Source organism: Gimesia maris (assembly GCF_008298035.1).
Lineage (GTDB): Bacteria > Planctomycetota > Planctomycetia > Planctomycetales > Planctomycetaceae > Gimesia > Gimesia maris.
In genome coordinates this window covers 7,315,200-7,334,408 of the sequence record NZ_CP042910.1, presented here as the reverse complement: position 1 = coordinate 7,334,408, position 19,209 = coordinate 7,315,200, and the positions used below count along the sequence as shown (strand labels likewise).

The window sequence follows — 19,209 nt, the reverse complement described above, 5'->3', positions numbered from 1 at the left end:
GGTGGTGAAGAAAATGCCACATCCGGTTTCAGGAGATTTTCATGCGCACGTTTGCAAATACGATTCTGTCTATCGCGTTGATCCCGACGTTTCTCTCCAGCGAATATGCGGCTGGTGAAGCAGCGGAGCGGGGAGCTCCCTGGCAGTGTCATATAATAGACCAGTCTTCCCGTGGAGCAGATGGCGTGAAGCTGTTTGATGCGGACGGGGACGGATTGCCCGACATTACGACCGGCTGGGAAGAAGGAGGCATCACCCGCATCTATCGCAATCCGGGTCCTGCCCAGGTGAAAAAACTCTGGCCGGCAGTCACATTGGGAAAAACTCGACAGGTAGAAGATGCCGCCTGGATTGATCTGGATCGGCAACACGTGAGAAAGGCGGTCGTCAGCTGCTGCGAAGGGAAAACGCGTGCGATTTACGTGCACTGGCCTCCGGCTGAGAAGCCGTTCGAAAATTCGTGGAAGCAGGAAGTGCTGCCCGCATCAAAGGATCGGATGATGTGGATGTTTGCCGTTCCCGCGAAGATTGGTCTCGATTCGCGTGGGGGAGAAGAACTGGTAGCAGCTGGCAAAGGGCCGGGGGCAGAAATTGGCTGGTTTATGTCAAAATCCGACACGCGCGATCTGTCAACGTACGAGTGGATCACTCTTTCACAGGCAGGCTGGATCATGTCTCTGTTTGCAATCGACATGGATGGAGACGGAGATCAGGATCTGCTGACAACAGATCGTAAGGGAAAACTGCGTGGCTGTCGCTGGCTGGAAAATCCGGGAGGCCCCATTGCGATCATGGGTAAACCGTGGAAAAATCACTGGGTTGGCGGTCAGGATCGGGAAGTGATGTTCGCGCATCTGGTTGACCTGGATCAGGATGGTCTGCAGGACATTCTGGTTGTCACACGCGCACCGGATGAAGTGCTCTGGTTTCGTCGATTGGATACGGGCGGTCAGAAATGGGAAAAACAGGTCATTCCTTTTCCAGGCAATACAGGTAGCGGAAAAGGAGTGGCGGCAGGTGATCTGGACGGAGATGGTCTGCTGGATCTGGTGCTCAGCTGCGAACATGCAGAGCCACCCAAATCAGGAGTGGTCTGGATGCGAGGCGCCCGCGATGGGAATCAGTTCCGCTGGGAACCACAGGAAATCAGTGGCCCCCGAGGAATCAAGTACGATCGCATCGAGTTGCTCGATCTGGATGCGGACGGTGATCTGGATGTGCTCTCCTGTGAAGAACGGGATCAGAAGAAAGGTTTAGGAGTGTTCTGGTACGAGAATCCGCTCAAATAAAGTGCTTCCCGTTAAAAGAAAAAGAGTTCACGCTGGACCGCTTCCAACAGTCGCCTGAGCCAGACGTAACCCAGAGAGCGCGTGCCACAGTCGATCTGGGGGAGGACCGAAGCGCCGGGGCGGAGTCCTTTGATGGTTTCATGATCCAGCTGGACCGTGATCTGCACAACCGGTTTGCCATCCGCGTCAGGTTCTGCGATTGCAGCGATTTTTTCAATCGTTCCCTGGTAGGTCTGATCGGGATCGGTCAGCAGCAGGAATGAGACGGACAAAGGTTGTTTGTTCTCCCGTTGTGCTGCCAGCACATGTCCAATTTCGGAATCGGGGACTTCCATTTTCAAGACCCAGGGGCCTTTCAGGTCGGCGACGGTCAACAGTCGTTGTCCGCGTTGCACCGGGCGTGCGAGCAGTTTCTCCTGCAGGTCCCAGGTAAGGACTTCACCGGTGATCGGGCTCTTGAGCGTGAGTGCATCCTGCTGATTTTTCAGCAGCGTCGCCTGTTCGTTCAGACTTTTAAGGCGTTCGTTAAGTTCTTCCTCCTCGGCCGTCAGGCGATTGGCCTGTTGCAGTGCGTTCGCATCGGTCGGGTTCAGTCCCAGGCGTGCGGCCTGGATGACCGCCAGCCTTTTCAGCGAGGTCTGGATTTCGCCACGCACCCGGCTGGAATCCAGTTCCAGATCGGAGTCGCGCAGTGTAATCAGTGTCGTCTCTGCGGAAACCTGTTCTCCCTGCCGAACCAGGATCTGATCCACAACGCCGTCTGCTGTGGCAAAGACATTCTGCTGGTCGACGGGTTGCAGGCTTCCCGTCCCTTCAATTTTGAAGTCGGCCGGTGTCAGAATCAGAAGCGCGGAGAGGGCAGCCAGGATCAACGCCGCTGTCAGCAGTTTGCGGCCCGTCAGCTGTTTTTTTCGGAGCGGGGAATACGACCAGTGTTTCAGAAGAGGGAAAAACGGAAAACTCTCAAACTGCAGTGAATTAAACAAAGCGGTACCGCCATGGCGAGAGACCGCCAGCCCCCGTTCCAGAATGGTGTGGCTGGAGGGAGTTTCGTGGAATTGTTCGATCACAATTGCCCCGACGGTCAAGTGGCTTTCAGCGACATCGCTGTCAGTATCGCCCGTTGTTTCCTGGATAATATGTGAAAGCGGGAAAATCATCAGAGCCCGGGATCCGGCGAGATCCAGGTATGCATGCAGTGGTTCTGCGATCTGGGGCGGGTATTTTTCCTCGGCCTCCATGATCCAATAAGGACGGTTCAGGGACTGAATCGCAGTGACCAGGGATTCCAGTCGCTGGACGGTTTCCGAGCGGCGTTCGATGCCTTCCACTCCGCTGGCAGCAATCAGCTGAAATGTCTTGCCGGTTTTCTGTAAAACGGACAGGCGGTCGCAGTCGATCAGTATCCGCCCTTCATTGGCAATGATGAACGCGGTCTGCTCTGTATTCAGGTGCAAATGCACGTGTTCGGAGAATCGTTCAAACTGTTCCCAGAGCGCTTCCAGTTCGCGCAGCTTCTGCAACTGACTGTGCTGGCAGAAATCCTCAGAGATTTCACACAATGCGCTGATGAATCGGACATACCCTTCCTGCGCAGAAAAAGAGCGGGGAGGATGATGTATGATTTCCAGTAGCCCCACCTGCGGAGTCGGGTGGGCTTCGATGGCGACCGGGCACAGAATCAGATTTTCATCCAGGGGATTGACGCCCCGATGCTGCTCTGACCAGCGTCCGTGTGGCTCGATTGTGTGGGGGCGCCGTTCGTGTAATGCTTCCCGCAGCAACAGGCGATGCTGTTCGATATCCTGTTCATTCAGAGACGCCCCGACATTCGTTTCCGGATGCGCGCCCCGCTGTTGTTGTACTACCAGTTGGCCCGCAGCGTCAGTTACCCAGAGCACACCTCCCTGCGCAGACATTCCACGAACAGCGCGATCCAGGAGTTCTGAATAAAATTTCTGACTCGAAAGATCCGTGCGCGCGAGTTGAGCCAGTCCCAGTACCAGCTCTTCAATCTCCTGCCAGAGGTTCTCAATTGAAGAAGATTCTTCAGTCGTCATGCGTTCTGCTAAAGTGGGGAGTCAGGGGAAGTTGTTTTACGATCAGTGCCAAACCGCGTCGGTCTGATCCCGCTGTTGTTTTCATCCTATCACAGCAAACCGTGATCTACTCTGCTTCTCTCTATAAAAGCAGTCAGGCGCACCAAAGTATTTAGTGTACAACTTTAAATCGTTGCGCAGTTTCGCTGATTGGTTCAGGTTCCAGAACAAGCGTGATGAAAACACCTGTCAAATTGGGGTGCTAGGGGTGATTGCGTGGGTGTGGCCGGCCTTTCGGATAATCCGATTATGATGAATATTCCGAATATGCTGAAAATTCGCTTTGGGAGGAGGTGTTTCTGTGCCGATGAGTGGAGAGAGAGATTAGCCTTCATAATCAATGGTCCCCTATGACCAGGGAAAATCGATGAACTTTTTCAAAGCCCGGATAATACTTCTGTTTGCTGCAGTAGTGCTGTTGCTGGGCCCAGGGTGCAGTCGTTTTCTGAGCAACTCATTTCAGGAAGAGTTTGTGGAAAGCGATGAGACGTATCAGCGCGCCTTGACTCAGATTGAGTATCCGAATGTGGAAGACATTGATGAGGGTGATACGATAGGCACACAGATGCCCGCGACTGTTTCCAGTCCTGGTACTCCTGAGTATTGGGATCTGTCTCTGCAGGAAGCAGTCAAAATGGCGTTGCAGAGTTCAAAGGTTCTGGGTGATGTCGGCGGTGTGGCATTGAATACACCCGCTGGGGTTCATACCAAATACGATGCCGCGATTACGGAAGCAGATCCCCGTTATGGTGTTCCCGGTGCGTTGAGCGCCTACGATACCACGTTGTCTGCGAGTACATACTTCGAGAAAAATGATAAAGCATTAAACAACGTCTTCTTCGGCGGTGGAACGCGACTGTTGCGACAGGACGCGATGGTGGTCCAGGCACAGTTGACCAAACGTGCGATGACCGGAACCGAGTTTACTCTGCGTGATTACATTGACTACGATGCCAACAATTCACCTGGTAACCAGTTTCCCCATGCCTACCAGAACAATATCGAAATGGAATTTCGTCACCCGCTGATGCAGGGGGGCGGAATCAGTTTCAACCAGATAGCAGGTCCCAGTGGCACACCGGGTGTGATCAATGGTGTGATTATCGCCCGCATTAATACCGATATCAGCCTCGGAGAATTTGAAATCGCCGTGCGCGATATGGTGAGTGATGTAGAGAACGCATACTGGGATTTATACTTCGGATATCGTGATCTGGATGCCAAGATCATGGCCCGTGATTCTGCGCTGGAAACCTGGCGTCGGATACATGCGTTGTATGTGAATGGTCGTCGTGGCGGCGAAGCAGAAAAAGAAGCACAGGCCCGCGAACAGTATTTCCGCTACCAGGCTGAAGTCGAAAACGCCTTGAGTGGTCGACTGTTGAATGGAACCCATACGAATAATGGCAGCCAGGGGGGTACTTTTCAAAGTAACCATGGTGTCTATATTGCGGAACGTCGTCTGCGCATGCTGATGGGGCTTCCGATTAACGATGGACGTTTAATCCGACCGGCGGATGAACCTTCGCTGGCCAAGGTCGAATTCAACTGGGAAGAAACGCTGGTTGAATCCCTGGAGCGTCGTCCGGAAATTCGCCGTCAACGCTGGCAGATCAAAAAACGTGAACTCGAACTGGAAGCCAACAAGAACTTCCTGAAACCGGAACTGGACCTGATCGGTCGCTATCGTTGGCGCGGATTTGGTAAAAACTTCCTGGCTGAGGGTTCGAACGTAGGTGAGTTTGATGGTGCCTTGAATTCTCTGTTCGATGGTAATCTGCAGGAATGGCAGATGGGGATTGAACTGTCTGTCCCGCTGGGAAAACGACAGGCACATGCCGCCATGCGACAGGCTGAACTGATGCTGGCCCGCGATCGTGCGATTCTGCATGAACAGGAACGCGCCATCGTACAAAGTTTAAGCAACGCCATTTCCGATGTGGATCGTGCCTACGCGGTTTTGCAAACCACGTTTAACCGTCGTCATGCCGCGCGTCAGGAAGTTGCCGCCGTTGAGGCTGCCTATGAATCTGATAATGCGACACTGGATCTGCTGCTTGAAGCGCAACGCCGCCAGGCTGAAGCAGATGGCAGCTATTACCGCTCGCTGGTGGAATATTCACTGGCCATCAAGAACGTCCAGTTTGAAAAAGGTTCTCTACTGGCATACAACAATATTTATCTTGCCGAAGGGGGCTGGCCGGAAAAAGCCTACATGGATGCCGCCGAACGCGAACGTCTGCGAGGCCATGTCCGGAAAATTGCGGATGCCCCTGAATACACGGGTGCACTCTCCCAGGGTGTTTATCCACAATTGTTGACCCCCGGCGAAGTGCCGACAGAACCGATGCAGCCGACTCCGCAAACAGTAGAGCCGACTCCGGAACCAGTGACCGACAACTTCACACCTCCCCCTGTTCCCGGCGTAACGCAGGGGACGTCAGGAAATCCGGAATTCATTCAAGCCATCGATTTTGATGAGGGTCCCGGTGCAGAAAAAAGCATTCAGAATCTGGAAGGAACTGTTCGGGAGAATGAAAGCGAGGTCTATTTTACACCTCAATCCATGGTTCCCCCTGGTCCGGAATCGGGATTGCAGCCGAATGCGAGTGCAGCCGGATCCAGTGCTCTCACAGCGACAGAACCGCAGGAGGGAGCCGTACGACTACCGACTCAGAACCAGCCTGAGGCAGGTGTGCCTTTAAGCGTGGTGCCTGATACGACACCCACACTGCGATCTGCCCGGCAGAATCAGACTCTGAAGTTTCCCCTGAAAGAGCATTCTGGCAGTCAGGATCCTTTTAAAAATTACCGGAACGCAGGGCCACGCTGGGAACCAGTACCCATTCCTGAGGCAAAACAGCGAAATTTGAATGATTTTTCTGGTGAAGTGAAACGATTTCCATTGAAAGAGTCGAACTGATCACTGTCCAGCATTCCTTTTGTGTCTCGCGTGCCTGCAGGACCGGATTTCACAGAGCGAAATACGCTTTGATCAAATCGGGTCGGATCAAACTGTCGAGCAAAGTGCGGCATATTTTCGTGGTTTTATCCCAATCTGTTCACCCTGGTAAATCGGGAAGTTTGTGTGAATCCTGAGATTTTCACTAAAAATAGTGTATCAGTGTAACTTGCCCCTTTACCGGTATTGATATAACTTAAGATGGAACAGTATAGTTAAGGCAGTTTTTGATTTTGATACGAGCTGGTGATCAAAGCATCTCATTTGAGATGTTCTTTTTTTCATACGAGCTATAATAGACTGTGTCCAGTTTGACTGTCGCGTCTCCAGGTCCATTTGGGCCGAGTATAATAGATTGAGAGACGCTGTGGTTAAATGTGATGCGCTCTAGAAGGCGTGTGTCGCGAGTTCAGGTGAATTTACCCTCGAGACACGGAACCCGGTTTTTTTTCATTACAAGGAGAAACAAGCAATCGAAACAACGCAGAGACTTAATGACCAGATTCGGATCAGTCCGGTACGGGTCATTGATCAAGACGGGGAGCAGTTAGGGGTGATTCCTACCGCTGAAGCTTTAAGGTTAGCAATGGAGGCCAACCTGGATCTGGTTGAAGTTGCCTCAGATGCCAAACCCCCGGTCTGTCGGATTATGGATTATGGTAAGCTGAAGTACGAGCGTAAAAAGAAGACCAGCAAAAATACCAAACAGCATCAGGTGCAGCTGAAAGAAATTCGGATGCGTCCGAAAATCGGGAAGCACGATATTGAGTTCAAACTGAAAAGTGCCCGCAAATTTCTGGAACAGAAAGATAAGGTCAAATTCAATATCATGTTCCGGGGACGCGAAAACGCGCACCATGAACTTGGTCGAACCATCCTGGGTGATATCCAGGAACAGCTTTCCGAAATTGCCAAAGTAGAGCAGGCCGCAACGATGGCCAGTGGACGAAATATGATCATGGTGCTGGCGCCCCGTTCATAACAGACCCGCGATCCGCAGAGATCGGGAATAATCTGGTGTTTTAAGAATGAAGCAATGGCCTCGAAGGTACTCAGTGCGCGCGGCTTGTCATGTAGTGCGGCATTCTGGATATCGCTTATATTGAAATCCAGGAACCACTGCGATTGCTTTCCAGTACTGCCTCGATGACTTTCATATTCGCGATGGCATCCGGCAACAGAGTCGGCACCGGTGATGAATTGAGGATCGCCTGCGAAAACAGATCGCCCTGGATCGTATACTGGCTGCAGATTTCCAGTTCGATCTCTTTGATATCCGTCCCTGTCTGATGCCAGATTTTACAGGGACGGTCGATGGGGGCGTTGAACGGGATTTCAATCTCGATCCGCCCCGTCGTGCCATGAATGTGGACCCGTTGATAGGGGTTGAGCTGTGTCGAGCAGGTGAACGTGGCGGTCCCTCTGCCAAAATCCAGCGTGGCAGATGCCAGGCGGTCTGTGCCCAGTTGCTCGTCGAACTCCACAATGCCGGAAACCCGCTGTGGTTCCGCAGCAAAGATAAAGCGCGAGAGGGAAATCGGGTAACAGCCAATATCCATCAGTCCGCCGCCTCCGATGTCGCGCTGATTGCGGATGTTGCCCGGGTCGTCGTTGAAGTAGGAGAAGAAAGACTGGATCGTGCGCAGGTCGCCGATTGCTCCTTCCTGTATCAGTTTTTTCGTCAGCTGCCATTGCGGATGATGGCGGTACATGAAGGCTTCCATCACCTTGATTTCCGGATGAGCAGTCGCGCAGTCGAGCAGTTGCTGGCCTTCGGCAGAAGAGAGCCCGATCGGTTTCTCGCATAACACGTGTTTGCCGGCTTCGATGGCTTTTATCGACCAGGGGACATGCAGGTGATTGGGCAGTGGATTATAGATGGCGTCGATTTCCGGGTCAGCCAGCAGTTCTTCATAAGAGCCGTAGGCACGCGGGATGCCCAGTTCGCTGGCGACGGTTTCCGCCAGTTCCCGCTTGCGGGAAGCCAGCGCGACGATCTCGCAGAACGCGCCTTGCTGCATGGCGGGAATGACCTGGACAGTGCCGATTTTTGCGGTGCTCAAAATGCCCCAGCGAACGCGTTTGCTCATGATGTGCCTGTGGTGTGAAGTCGAGAAAATGAGGTCCGGAACGAATTTTGACTGGCGCTTATCATGTTACAAGACAGAACTTGTGTAAAGCGCGGGAGAAGAAAATCAGCCAGGGCAGCTCCTTTTCACTGCATTCGTGGCTGGTTTTAAAGCTATTCTTTCATCTTCAAGTCAAAGTTTCCTTCGTTCTCTCCCTCTTTCACTTCGAGGGTTAATCGCGAGCTCGTATTATAGATGGCTGGCAGAATCTGTTCTGTTACCTCTCTCATCGTGCCTTCCGGCTCATCCGGGATTTGCACTTTTTCTCCTGTTTTGCGTATCGAAATGATTTCTACTCGATGTTCGCCCACACCCGGTCCGTTCTCAGCATCGAATTCGTAATTGCCGTCGACGATATCGGCGACGGTGAGTTTGCTCACCGTATCCACGAGTGGTATGAAACGAATCTTACCGGAAGAAAGCGGCTCACCGTTGACAGTCACAGTTCCATGCACGGCAGCTTTATCATAAGACAGGTCTGAGCCGCTGCAGCCGGATGCCAATATCAAAAAAGATAGAATCAAAAATCGAGCGTTCATAACAGGAGCGTCTTTCGTTTTCAATTAATATTTTGCGAATCTTATGGTCAGGAGAAGATCGCAATAAAAAAAAGAACCAGCCGAGCCGCGCTGAAATAGTCAGGCCCGACTGGTTCAGGTTGTTTAGAATTCTCCGAGAACCTCACCATCTCCCATCGATCCCAGGTATCTCCAGGTGGAGAGATTGATGTTTTCACTGACGAAACGTACCGCGCCGTCAGCCATTCCCATATGTAATCCTCCCTGGTGCGGGCTGCCGAAAGAGTAGGTGCAGTCTCTCCAGGCGCCGGGGGCGAATGAAATGACACATTCTTCAATTGATTGATAGGGGGGCATGAATGTGGAGCGGACTGAGTGGTGCATGCCTTCGGTCCAGAAAGCATGTCGGCGGCTGACGACGTCACTGTTATCGATGGCCGTCGATCCGGAGTAATCTGTTTTCAGATCGTTGTGTTCTGCTTCCCCGACAATAAATGTCATTGATGCGCCATCTTCGACATCGCGAAATCGGGTCGCACTGTTGGGCGTCATAATCCCCGCTGCTGCGGAATTACTGGTGCCAAAATAGATTCCCCAGAACTGGCCATTACCGGTACCGTACTTATTTCCCGAACTGAAAGCGTAACTGCTGGCAAACGAGGAGCCACTGTCAGAACTGTCAAGGTGGCCATCGCGGGGATTGAGTTTGAGGTTCAGTAGTCGAGTATTGGCAGAGGGGCACTGGTAAATGGGAAGTTTGGTCTGGTTCAGGAAGGCCGTTTGTGTGTCAGTTTGCCCGCCTCCCGATTGATCCGGTCCACCGCCAGTCCCGATGTCAAAGTTGTACAGGTTGTAGAGGGAGGCCTGGTCCAGAAAGGGTAACAGCATCACAAAGCCGGTGGCTCGGTTTTCCAGCCCGGAAATAGTGGAGCCGGGATTGGCACGGGTGTAGTAACCCGCGGGGAACATGCTGTGGGTGTCGTGATAGTTGTGGATTGCCAGGACAATCTGCTTCAACTGGTTTTTGCAGGTCGAGCGTCGGGCAGATTCACGTGCCTGCTGTACTGCGGGTAATAAAAGGGCAATAAGAATCGCGATAATAGCAATTACGACCAGTAGTTCGATCAGTGTAAATCCCAGCTTCTTTTTCTGTCGTCTCATATCTACTCTCCTTGAATAAAAAAGATTAATCGTAACCAGAAAAGAAATAGAAAAAATGAAGAAGACTCTGCATGAGTGCCTGCTTTGTATGAAGAAATGATGAATGGATTTTTAGAAGGGGGGTAGGCCCTGCTTGTTTTGTCTGATTTAGAGATCAATGAAGCACCTCTGATCATAAATCAAAGAATTCTTATGTTCAAGACTTTTAGTGTAAATTAACGAACTGGACATAAATATGATCTTTCCTGTTTAGGTCTGATTTTGATGAGACGTGTGCACAGTTCAGGTGTGTAAAGGGGGATACCTCCTGTTGACGAAGTGATTCACTGCAAAGAATGGGAGCGAAGAGGTGGTTCCGGGCAAGGCATTCTGCTGTCCCCATAAATGAGAATTTCCAATCTGAGACCTCCCGACTCCAAGAAACTTGATGCTGCGACCTTCGGAATGGATTGCTTACTTTTCGGCTTACTTCTATTCTTGCTGATTAGATGGGGGTTCTTCTCTACGTAATCAAGTGAAAATTCCGCTCTGACCATCGGATGGCACATCAGGCATTCAAGACAGTTACTGTCTGTTGAGGTGTTTTTTCCTCGAAAGGTCTTATCAGGTAAAGCAAAAATGGATCGTTTTCTGTTTCCCAAATGGGCGAATACAATTGTACCGGTGCTGGGTGCGCTGGGGGCGATTGGCGCCTTGTATGTAGTTGGTATGGTTGCCTTTGGCGCCAGTCCTGAAACGACGGATGTCGGCTATCGGCCCGAGCAGCCACTCCCGTTCAGTCATAAATTGCACGCAGGTAAGCTGAAGCTGGATTGCCGCTACTGCCACAATACTGTCGAGGTAGCCGGGCATGCTGCGATTCCTCCCACCAAGACCTGTCTGAATTGTCACAGCGGTGCGGATGCAAACGGCGTTGTGAATACGGTTTCGATTCACTCGACCAGTTCCAAACTGGCCCCTATTCGTGAGAGTCAGGCGACAGGCAAGTCAATGCAGTGGCGACGCGTGCATGACCTGCCTGACTACGTTTACTTTAATCATAGTGCTCATGTCCGTCGGGGTGTGAGTTGTGTTTCCTGTCATGGTCGTGTCGACAAAATGGATGTAGTGACCCAGGTTAAGCCGCTGAGTATGAGCTGGTGCCTGGAATGTCACCGGCACCCGGAGCCTAATCTTCGTCCGCCCGAGTTTGTGACGAAGCTTGACTGGAAGGCTGAGGGGGATCCGCATGAAGTGGGCGAGCAGGTTCGTAAGGAACTGAATTTGAATCCTTCATCTAATTGTTCTACGTGTCACCGCTAAGGGGTTCGGTTGTGGATAAAAAGTATTGGCGAAGTCTGGGTGAGTTGCATTCCACGCCGGAGTTTGAAGAAGTTTTGCATCGTGAGTTTCCAGTAGCAGCTTCCGAATACCCGGAAGGGGTTTCGCGGCGTCGCTGGATGCAGATTATGGGGGCCTCTGTTGCCCTGGCTGGAGCAACAGGCTGTCATTGGGAAGATGAGAAGATCTCTCCCAGTGTCTCGCGTCCCGAGGGCTTGATTCCCGGCGTGCCTCAGAAGTTTGCCACCTTTATGGAGCTGGGTGGTCAGGCGGAAAGTCTGCTGGTGACCTGCTATGACGGGCGGCCGATCAAGGTGGAAGGCAATCCCGACTCTCCCCAGAGCCAGGGGGCTTCTTCTGTCTTCGCGCAATCCGAGACGCTTTCTCTGTATGATCCCGATCGTGCGGTTGGCGTAGTCGAGTACAAGGGGAAGTCCCGTTTTGGTCGCGACTGGGGTGCATTTTTTGAATATTCCGATACCGTGCTGGGTCAGGCGCGAAAGAATGACGGGGCAAAACTGCGGGTGCTGGCTGATGTCAGTTCTTCCGCTGCCCGCAAAGCGTTGCAGGAGAAGTTTGCCGAGCTGTATCCCAAGTCGAAATGGTATGACTACACCGCCTGCTCGCGCGACAATGTCTACGCGGGAGCCAGGCTGGCGTTCGGCGAAGTGGTTCGTCCGCAATTTGATCTGACCAAGGCGAATATCATCGTCTGTCTGGATGAGGATCTGCTGTCTGAACATCCTGCCTCGCTGAAACATACTCGTGACTGGGCGAGTCGCCGTGATCCTGCTGCCGGGCCGATGAATCGCCTGTATGTAGTGGAAAGCCGCTTCACCACAACCGGGATTTCAGCAGATCACCGTCTCCCCACCCGTTCGGTAGATATGGGGGCCTTTCTGTCCAAGCTGGAAGCACAGGTGCAGGCCAGCCTGTCTGGCAAGAAAGCAGAAGCTGCCAGCGACGATTACGCCGACAAGGTTCTGGCGGCAATGGCCGAAGACCTGGTGGCAAACCAGGGTTCCAGTCTGATCGCCATTGGTGCAAGTCAGCCCGCGGAACTGCAGGCACGCGTTCATAAACTGAACGAGCAGCTGGGTAACGTCGGCGAAGCCGTCAAGTATACCAAAGAGCCCCTGGCTCGTGAGCTGACGGCTGTGGAAGCACTGCGGACTCTGACCGACGAAATGCAGTCTGGTGCAGTCGATACGTTGATTATTCTCGGCGGCAATCCTGCTTATAATGCCCCCGGCGACATCGATTTTGTGACCGCACTGTCCAAGGTGCCGAATGCCGTTCATCTCGGTGAGTACGAAGATGAAACGTCACTGTTATGTAAGTGGCATCTGCCTAAAACGCATCCCTTCGAACAGTGGGGTGATTCGCGTTCTTATGACGGAACGCTCTGCATTGGTCAGCCGCTGATTGAGCCCTTGCACGATGGAAAGTCGGAAGTGGAGCTGCTGGCGATTCTGTGTGGCGACAAGCATCCTGTTGCCCTGGATCTGATCAAAGAAGCTGTGAAGGGTTCTCTGGATTCGATGGCCGTGAATGCTTCCTGGCGACGCGTCGTACACGATGGTCTGCTCAAGGGAAGTTCACTGGAAGCGGTTTCGCCTAAGGTCAAGGAGTTGCCTGCTGCCAAAGCCGTTGAAGCAGGTGAAGAAGACCTGGAACTGGTGTTTTACGCCAGTCCTCAGCTGTATGATGGTCGTTTCGCTAACAGTGGCTGGTTGCAGGAAACACCCGACAGTCTCACGAAGATTACTTGGGACAATGCTGCGATTCTGGCTCCAAAAACCGCCAATGATCTGGGTGTGGAATTCGGTTCCGTCGTCAAGCTGATCCTGGATGGGAAGTCGATTGAATTGCCCGTCTACGTGTTGCCCGGTCAGGCCCCCAATTCGGTGGCTGTGGCTCTGGGTTACGGACGTACTGCCGCTGGCCTGGTTGGTGGCGATGTTGCCCGCGATGTGAAACCGGTGGGTGAAAATATTGCTGCTCTGCAGACTAAAGGTGCGATCGACTTCAAGTCCGGTCTGAAAGTCGAAAAAACCGGTAAGACTTATGAACTGGCGGTTACCCAGGATCACCATGCGATCGATGCTGTCGGCCAGGGTGAAATTGAGGGTCGTGTCGGCCAGCTGGTGCGTGAAGGCGATCTCTCTGAATACGAAGCGAATCCTGATTTTGCCGAAGAACGGACTCATCATCCGCCGCTGATCTCCTTGTGGGATGAAAACAAGGATGGGAAGCCGGTCTACCTGGAGAAGTCCTATGAAGGTCAGGCCTGGGGAATGTCGATCGACCTCTCCAAGTGTATTGGCTGTAATGCCTGTTCGGTAGCCTGCCAGGCGGAAAACAATGTTCCTGTTGTCGGTCGCGAGCAGGTGATCAACAGCCGGGAAATGCACTGGCTGCGAATCGACCGTTACTTTACCGGCGATGATGTGGATAACCCCGGGGTTTCCATTCAGCCGATGTTGTGTCAGCAGTGTGAACTGGCTCCCTGTGAACAGGTTTGCCCGGTCGCTGCGACAGTGCACACTGACGAGGGACTGAACGACATGGTTTACAACCGCTGTGTCGGAACCCGTTACTGTGCCAACAACTGTCCTTACAAAGTGCGTCGCTTCAACTACTTCAACTTCAATAAGATTTACGAAGAGCCCCGCGGCAAATTACAGGCCCTGGTACTGAATCCTGAAGTGACCGTCCGTCATCGCGGGGTTATGGAAAAATGTACTTACTGTGTACAGCGTATCAAGTCGGTTCAGATCGAAGCTAAAAACGAACAACGCCCGATTGAAGATGGTGAAATTGTCACCGCCTGTCAGCAGGCCTGTTCTGCTAAAGCGATCGAGTTTGGCGACCTGGCTAACGAGAACACGCGTGTGGCCAAAGCACGTGCCAACGCGCGTAGTTATACTGCACTGTCTGAGTTGAATATTAAACCAAGAACGTCTTATATGGCCCGGATTCTGAATCCGCATCCTTCCCTGGCAAAGCCAAAATCAGCAGGGCATGGACATGGTCATGCAGAAGAGCACGCTGAAGCGGATCATGCTGAAAAAGCGGAAAAGCATTAGCAGCGAGTTCGGAAGGCAGGTAGTTCCTGCCGATGTGTGCGTGAGATTAACTAATCCGTTTGAATTTATTGAGCAAAGATATCAAAAGCCATGGCTTCAGTAACGACAGAGCCAATTGACACAATCACCGAAGTGCCCGGTAAGCGAACTCCGCTTGTGACGGGAGCGCACGATTATGGGACCGTCACCGAAGCTGTCTGTCGACTGGCTGAGTGTAAGGCTCCTAAAGCGTGGTATATTGCACTTGGGTTTTCCGCATCCTTAGTGGGGATGTTGTTTGGTCTGGTTGGTTATCTCATTATCACCGGTGTTGGGGTCTGGGGTAACCGGAGCCCGGTATTCTGGGGTTGGCCCATTGTGAACTTCGTGTTCTGGGTTGGTATTGGTCACGCGGGTACATTGATTTCCGCAATTCTGTTTCTGTTCCGCCAGGACTGGCGCACGGGGATTAACCGTGCTGCGGAAGCGATGACGATTTTTGCCGTGGTCTGTGCGGGCCTGTTCCCGGGGATTCATATTGGTCGTGTCTGGCTGGCATACTGGCTGTTTCCGATTCCCAACCAGATGGCAATGTGGCCCAACTTCCGCAGTCCGCTGTTGTGGGACGTGTTTGCTGTATCCACTTACGCGACTGTTTCTCTGTTGTTCTGGTACATGGGTATGATTCCCGACCTGGCGACTCTGCGTGACCGGGCGACCGGAAAAATTCAACAGTTTGCCTACGGCCTGCTTTCACTGGGCTGGAACGGATCCTCCCGTCACTGGCACCGTTATGAACGGGCTTACCTGCTGCTGGCGGCACTGGCGGCACCACTGGTGTTGAGTGTACATACCATCGTGAGTTTCGACTTTGCGGTTTCTCAGCTGCCTGGCTGGCATACAACGATTTTCCCGCCTTACTTCGTCGCGGGTGCGGTTTTCAGTGGTTTTGCCATGGTGTTGACATTGATGATTCCCGCCCGTTCCATCTGTGGCATCAAAGATCTGCTGACCGACCGTCACCTGGAAAACATGACCAAGGTGATTATTGCAACCGGCTCAATGGTGGGTTATGCCTACGCCATGGAATTCTTTATTGCCTGGTATGGCGGTAACCGTTACGAAACCTTTGCTTTCATTAACCGTGCCTTCGGGCCTTATGCCTGGGCTTACTGGATCATGGTTACCTGTAACGTGATCAGTCCGCAGTTGTTCTGGATCAAGAAAATCCGGACCACTCCCTGGATGATTTTCGTAGTCTGTATTTTTGTGAATATTGGTATGTGGTTTGAACGATTCGTGATTACCGTCACTTCGCTGAGCCGTGACTTCCTGCCTTCCAGCTGGGGTTACTTCAAACCAACCATAGTTGACGTGTTAATGTTGATCGGTAGTTTCGGTCTGTTTATGACATTGTTCCTGCTCTTCTGCAAATATATGCCGATGGTGGCGATGGCAGAAGTCAAGAGTGTGATGCCTCAGCCTCATGGTCACGAAGACCACTGAGTAACTGCAGCAGAACAGCCAGTGTCAGGTACGACTTAACTCATTTGTTTGAATAAAAAAGATTATGGCGACCACAATCGAACAACCAGAAAAAACAAAAGCAGAGCCCCAGCTACTCGGGTTACTTGCCGAGTTCGATGATCCTCATGCGTTGATCGAAGCATCAAAGAAAGTTCGCGATGCCGGTTACAGCAAGTGGGATACTCACACTCCCTTTCCCGTGCATGGCATCGATGAGGCAATGGGCATCAAGATGACCATTCTGCCCTGGATCGTGGCCTGCTGTGGCCTGATGGGGGGGACGATTGCCATCGGTATGCAGTATTGGATGAACGCCGTCGATTATCCATTCCTGATCAGTGGCAAGCCGTTTTTCAGTATTCCTGCCTGTATTCCCATTACCTTCGAACTTTCCGTTCTGCTGTCCGCCTTCGGTGCGTTCCTGGGAATGTTGGGCTTGAACCAGCTGCCGAAATTGTACAATCCGATGTTTAAATCACAGGCGTTTCGCCGTGTGACGAACGACCGTTTCTTTATCAGTATGGATGCGAAAGATGCGAAGTTCTCCGAAATTGATACGGGAGAATTTCTGAAATCATTGAATCCGACCCATGTCGAAGAGTTCTGGTCTGATGTGGAATCACCCAAGCTGCCTCGACCTCTGGTTCTGGGGCTCAGCCTGGTGGGTGTGCTGTTAATCATGCCTCCTGCACTGGTAGCCTATAAACGATCTACGACAACGAATACACCCCGTATTCACATCGTTCCCGATATGGACTTCCAGCCTAAACTGAAAACACAAAACACAACGAACATCTTCAGCGATGGTCGTGAAGTACGTCCGCATATCGAGGGAACCATTCCCCGCGGTCAATATAAAGACGATAATATTCCGTTCTACTATGGTCTGAAAGTGCTGCCGGAAGACCAGGATGTCATCACAATTGCCGTGCAGGATGAACAGAAGCCTGCTGACGAAAAAGCCGCTGATGCGAAACCTGCTGCTGGCGCTGCTCCGACTGAAGATCAGAAACTGGCCAAGCTGCCTTGGGTCACCGAGTTCCCCATGCCGGTCACAGATAAGATGATGGCCCGTGGAAAAGAACGTTACCAGATTTACTGTTCCGTCTGTCATGGTCTGGGCGGCGAAGGTGACGGTCTGGTCTCACTGCGAGCGATGGAATTACAGCAGGGAACCTGGATTCGTCCCGCTTCTTACTATACCGACAATGTCCGCAATCAACCGGTGGGTCGACTGTTCCATACGATCAGTAACGGTGTCCGCAAGATGCCCGGTTATGCAGCCCAGATTCCTCCAGAAGATCGCTGGGCGATCGTTCTTTACTTGAGAGCCCTGCAGAAGAGTCACCACACGGATGCAAAAGATCTTAGTAAGGAAGAGCTTCAGAAACTTCGAAGTACGAAATAATTAAGTCGTTACCACACAACTTGTTGAATTTAATCTCGTTGTAAAAACAAGAAACGTTATGCAAACTTCATCCGATACTGACAAAAAGATTCCCGTTCAAACCCTGGCTGAGCTGGGCCCCCTCCCCATGAAAGTGGCGCTGGGCTGTTCCGCTCTGTTGCCAGTCTCATTTGCACTGAGTTGGGGATTCACCAACGGGTGGGATCTGTTTGCCTTTTCCTATCTGCAGAGCACGTTTTTCTTTCTGAGCATCTCACTGGGCGCTTTGTTCTTTGTGATGATTCAACAGCTCACGCGGGCCGGCTGGAGTGTGGTATTACGTCGCCTGTCTGAGTTTATCTCTATGGGTGTGATCCCCCTGGCAGTGCTGGTACTGCCCATTGTCCTTCTGACCCTGATGGGAAACCACACGCTCTTTGAATGGGCGGATGCCAAGGAAGTTGCTGGAGACCAACTGCTGCAAGCCAAGGCCCCCTATCTGAATACTGGTTTCTTTGCTTTGCGTTATCTGATTTACTTCGGATCCTGGATCTTTCTGGCCCGGTATTTCCTGGGAAAATCAGTTGCCCAGGATGAAAGCGGCGATCCCGAACTGACATTGCTGATGGAACGCCGCAGTGGACCGGCACTGTTGTTGTATGCATTTACACTGACATTTGCTGCGATCGACTTTATCATGTCGTTGAATCCTCACTGGTTCAGCACGATTTTTGGCGTGTATTACTTTGCCGCCGGCCTGGTAGGTTTCTTCAGTTTCCTGGCAATCAGCCTGGTTTATCTGCGCAGCAAAAACCTGTTAAATGGTCCTGTGAATGTTGAGCATCTTCACGATGTCGGTAAACTGTTGTTTGCATTCAACTGTTTCTGGGCTTACATCGCCATCTCACAGTACCTGCTGATCTGGTATGCCAATATTCCTGAAGAAACAGTATTCTTCCTTGTTCGCCAGACGAAGGGCTGGGGAGTCGTCTCGCTGATGCTGGTCATCGGACACTTTGCGATTCCTTTTGTGTTCTTCATGTCACGCTGGATGAAACGTAATCCCAAGACACTCTTTTTCTGGGGCGTTTATCTGCTGATCATGAACTGGGTTGATATTTTCTGGCTGGTGATGCCGAACATTGCCTTCGATCATGAGACCTCAGCCATCAGCTTTGGGATGATCCTGATCAATGTCTGTTGTACAATTGGAGTTGGGGGCATCTTTGTTGCCGGAATCCTGAAATTCGCCGGTGAGAAGTCATTGATGCCGGTTCGGGATCCACGCCTCGAAGAATCACTGAAGTTTCACAATATTTAATTTACGTCTGATCAAACCGATCAGTGTCTTCTAGAATAATAGAATAAGAGAATAAAATATGTCGGGTCATAAAGCAGCCTATGATGATCTCGATACAACGATGATCGCGTATGTTGGTGTCGTTGGAACCATCATCACGTTTTTCACTGTATTCGCGGTTGCCGCTTTGAGTAACAAGTTTGAGAGCAATCAGACCGAAATCAAAGTCGTCGAGGCACCAGAGGTGAATTCCGACAGTCTTCTGGCAAACCAGGCGGCTGCCTTATCGGAATACCGCTGGATTGACCAGGATAAAAAAATCGTAGCAGTGCCCATTGACCGGGCGATGGAAATTGTCGTTCAGGAAGAACAGGAAAAGCAGAAACAGGCAAAAACTGAAAAACCATGAAACCGTTTCCATTATTCATGCTGATTCTTCTCTGCTGGAC

Annotated in this window: 13 protein-coding genes; 9 read left to right on the top strand and 4 right to left on the bottom strand. The window is 51.8% G+C overall.

What is annotated here, in order from left to right:
- The first annotated feature begins 41 nt into the window (after positions 1 to 41).
- Positions 42 to 1,289: an FG-GAP repeat domain-containing protein gene (locus GmarT_RS27415; protein WP_002647368.1), complete on the top strand. Its 1,248-nt coding sequence runs from the start codon at positions 42 to 44 to the stop codon at positions 1,287 to 1,289.
- A gap of 11 nt (positions 1,290 to 1,300) precedes the next feature.
- Here GmarT_RS27415 and GmarT_RS27410 read toward each other — a convergent pair whose 3' ends face one another.
- Positions 1,301 to 3,349: an efflux RND transporter periplasmic adaptor subunit gene (locus GmarT_RS27410; protein ID WP_002647369.1), complete on the bottom strand. Its 2,049-nt coding sequence runs from the start codon at positions 3,347 to 3,349 to the stop codon at positions 1,301 to 1,303.
- Positions 3,350 to 3,755: 406 nt separating this feature from the next.
- Here GmarT_RS27410 and GmarT_RS27405 point away from each other — a divergent pair, with 406 nt between their 5' ends.
- Together GmarT_RS27405 and infC are read left to right on the top strand one after the other, a co-directional pair.
- On the top strand, positions 3,756 to 6,311 hold the full coding sequence (locus GmarT_RS27405) for a TolC family protein (protein WP_149303488.1): 2,556 nt from the start codon (positions 3,756 to 3,758) through the stop codon (positions 6,309 to 6,311).
- Positions 6,312 to 6,822: 511 nt separating this feature from the next.
- Positions 6,823 to 7,332, top strand: coding sequence for a translation initiation factor IF-3 (infC, locus tag GmarT_RS27400; protein ID WP_081459535.1), 510 nt, complete (start codon positions 6,823 to 6,825; stop codon positions 7,330 to 7,332).
- A 115-nt stretch (positions 7,333 to 7,447) separates the two neighbouring features.
- On the opposite strand, the gene GmarT_RS27395 is transcribed toward infC, so the two are convergent.
- From GmarT_RS27395 to GmarT_RS27385, 3 genes are all read right to left on the bottom strand, one after another.
- Positions 7,448 to 8,440, bottom strand: a complete 993-nt coding sequence (locus GmarT_RS27395) for a Gfo/Idh/MocA family protein (RefSeq protein WP_002647372.1) — start codon at positions 8,438 to 8,440, stop codon at positions 7,448 to 7,450.
- 152 nt (positions 8,441 to 8,592) lie between these two features.
- Positions 8,593 to 9,018 carry a hypothetical protein gene (locus GmarT_RS27390; protein WP_002647373.1) on the bottom strand — a complete coding sequence of 142 codons (426 nt, stop codon included), beginning with the start codon at positions 9,016 to 9,018 and terminating at the stop codon, positions 8,593 to 8,595.
- 123 nt (positions 9,019 to 9,141) lie between these two features.
- Positions 9,142 to 10,158, bottom strand: a complete 1,017-nt coding sequence (locus GmarT_RS27385) for a DUF1559 domain-containing protein (RefSeq protein WP_002647374.1) — start codon at positions 10,156 to 10,158, stop codon at positions 9,142 to 9,144.
- A 618-nt stretch (positions 10,159 to 10,776) separates the two neighbouring features.
- Between GmarT_RS27385 and GmarT_RS27380 the strand changes: the two genes are divergently transcribed.
- From GmarT_RS27380 to GmarT_RS27355, 6 genes are all read left to right on the top strand, one after another.
- Positions 10,777 to 11,460, top strand: coding sequence for a cytochrome c3 family protein (locus tag GmarT_RS27380; RefSeq protein ID WP_002647375.1), 684 nt, complete (start codon positions 10,777 to 10,779; stop codon positions 11,458 to 11,460).
- Positions 11,461 to 11,471: 11 nt separating this feature from the next.
- On the top strand, positions 11,472 to 14,567 hold the full coding sequence (locus tag GmarT_RS27375; RefSeq protein WP_002647376.1) for a TAT-variant-translocated molybdopterin oxidoreductase: 3,096 nt from the start codon (positions 11,472 to 11,474) through the stop codon (positions 14,565 to 14,567).
- Between the two features lie 90 nt (positions 14,568 to 14,657).
- Positions 14,658 to 16,052 (top strand): NrfD/PsrC family molybdoenzyme membrane anchor subunit, encoded by a 1,395-nt coding sequence (gene nrfD / locus GmarT_RS27370; RefSeq protein ID WP_002647377.1) that lies wholly within the window; start codon positions 14,658 to 14,660, stop codon positions 16,050 to 16,052.
- Between the two features lie 64 nt (positions 16,053 to 16,116).
- Entirely contained in the window at positions 16,117 to 17,481 is a 1,365-nt protein-coding gene (locus tag GmarT_RS27365; RefSeq protein ID WP_002647378.1) for a quinol:electron acceptor oxidoreductase subunit ActD, read from the top strand.
- 58 nt (positions 17,482 to 17,539) lie between these two features.
- Positions 17,540 to 18,781 (top strand): hypothetical protein, encoded by a 1,242-nt coding sequence (locus tag GmarT_RS27360; RefSeq protein ID WP_002647379.1) that lies wholly within the window; start codon positions 17,540 to 17,542, stop codon positions 18,779 to 18,781.
- Between the two features lie 58 nt (positions 18,782 to 18,839).
- The gene (locus GmarT_RS27355; RefSeq protein WP_002647380.1) at positions 18,840 to 19,169 is read left to right on the top strand and encodes a hypothetical protein; all 330 of its coding nucleotides are present in this window, start codon (positions 18,840 to 18,842) and stop codon (positions 19,167 to 19,169) included.
- Positions 19,170 to 19,209 lie beyond the last annotated feature (40 nt).

Bases quoted from the DNA above. Each gene is read 5' to 3' on its own strand.
- GmarT_RS27365 (WP_002647378.1), top strand. From the start codon at position 16,117: ATGGCGACCACAATCGAACAACCAGAAAAAACAAAAGCAGAGCCCCAG.
- GmarT_RS27390 (WP_002647373.1), bottom strand. From the start codon at position 9,018: ATGAACGCTCGATTTTTGATTCTATCTTTTTTGATATTGGCATCCGGC.
- GmarT_RS27360 (WP_002647379.1), top strand. From the start codon at position 17,540: ATGCAAACTTCATCCGATACTGACAAAAAGATTCCCGTTCAAACCCTG.
- GmarT_RS27410 (WP_002647369.1), bottom strand. From the start codon at position 3,349: ATGACGACTGAAGAATCTTCTTCAATTGAGAACCTCTGGCAGGAGATT.
- GmarT_RS27395 (WP_002647372.1), bottom strand. From the start codon at position 8,440: ATGAGCAAACGCGTTCGCTGGGGCATTTTGAGCACCGCAAAAATCGGC.
- GmarT_RS27405 (WP_149303488.1), top strand. From the start codon at position 3,756: ATGAACTTTTTCAAAGCCCGGATAATACTTCTGTTTGCTGCAGTAGTG.
- nrfD (WP_002647377.1), top strand. From the start codon at position 14,658: ATGGCTTCAGTAACGACAGAGCCAATTGACACAATCACCGAAGTGCCC.
- GmarT_RS27380 (WP_002647375.1), top strand. From the start codon at position 10,777: ATGGATCGTTTTCTGTTTCCCAAATGGGCGAATACAATTGTACCGGTG.
- GmarT_RS27415 (WP_002647368.1), top strand. From the start codon at position 42: ATGCGCACGTTTGCAAATACGATTCTGTCTATCGCGTTGATCCCGACG.
- GmarT_RS27385 (WP_002647374.1), bottom strand. From the start codon at position 10,158: ATGAGACGACAGAAAAAGAAGCTGGGATTTACACTGATCGAACTACTG.
- GmarT_RS27355 (WP_002647380.1), top strand. From the start codon at position 18,840: ATGTCGGGTCATAAAGCAGCCTATGATGATCTCGATACAACGATGATC.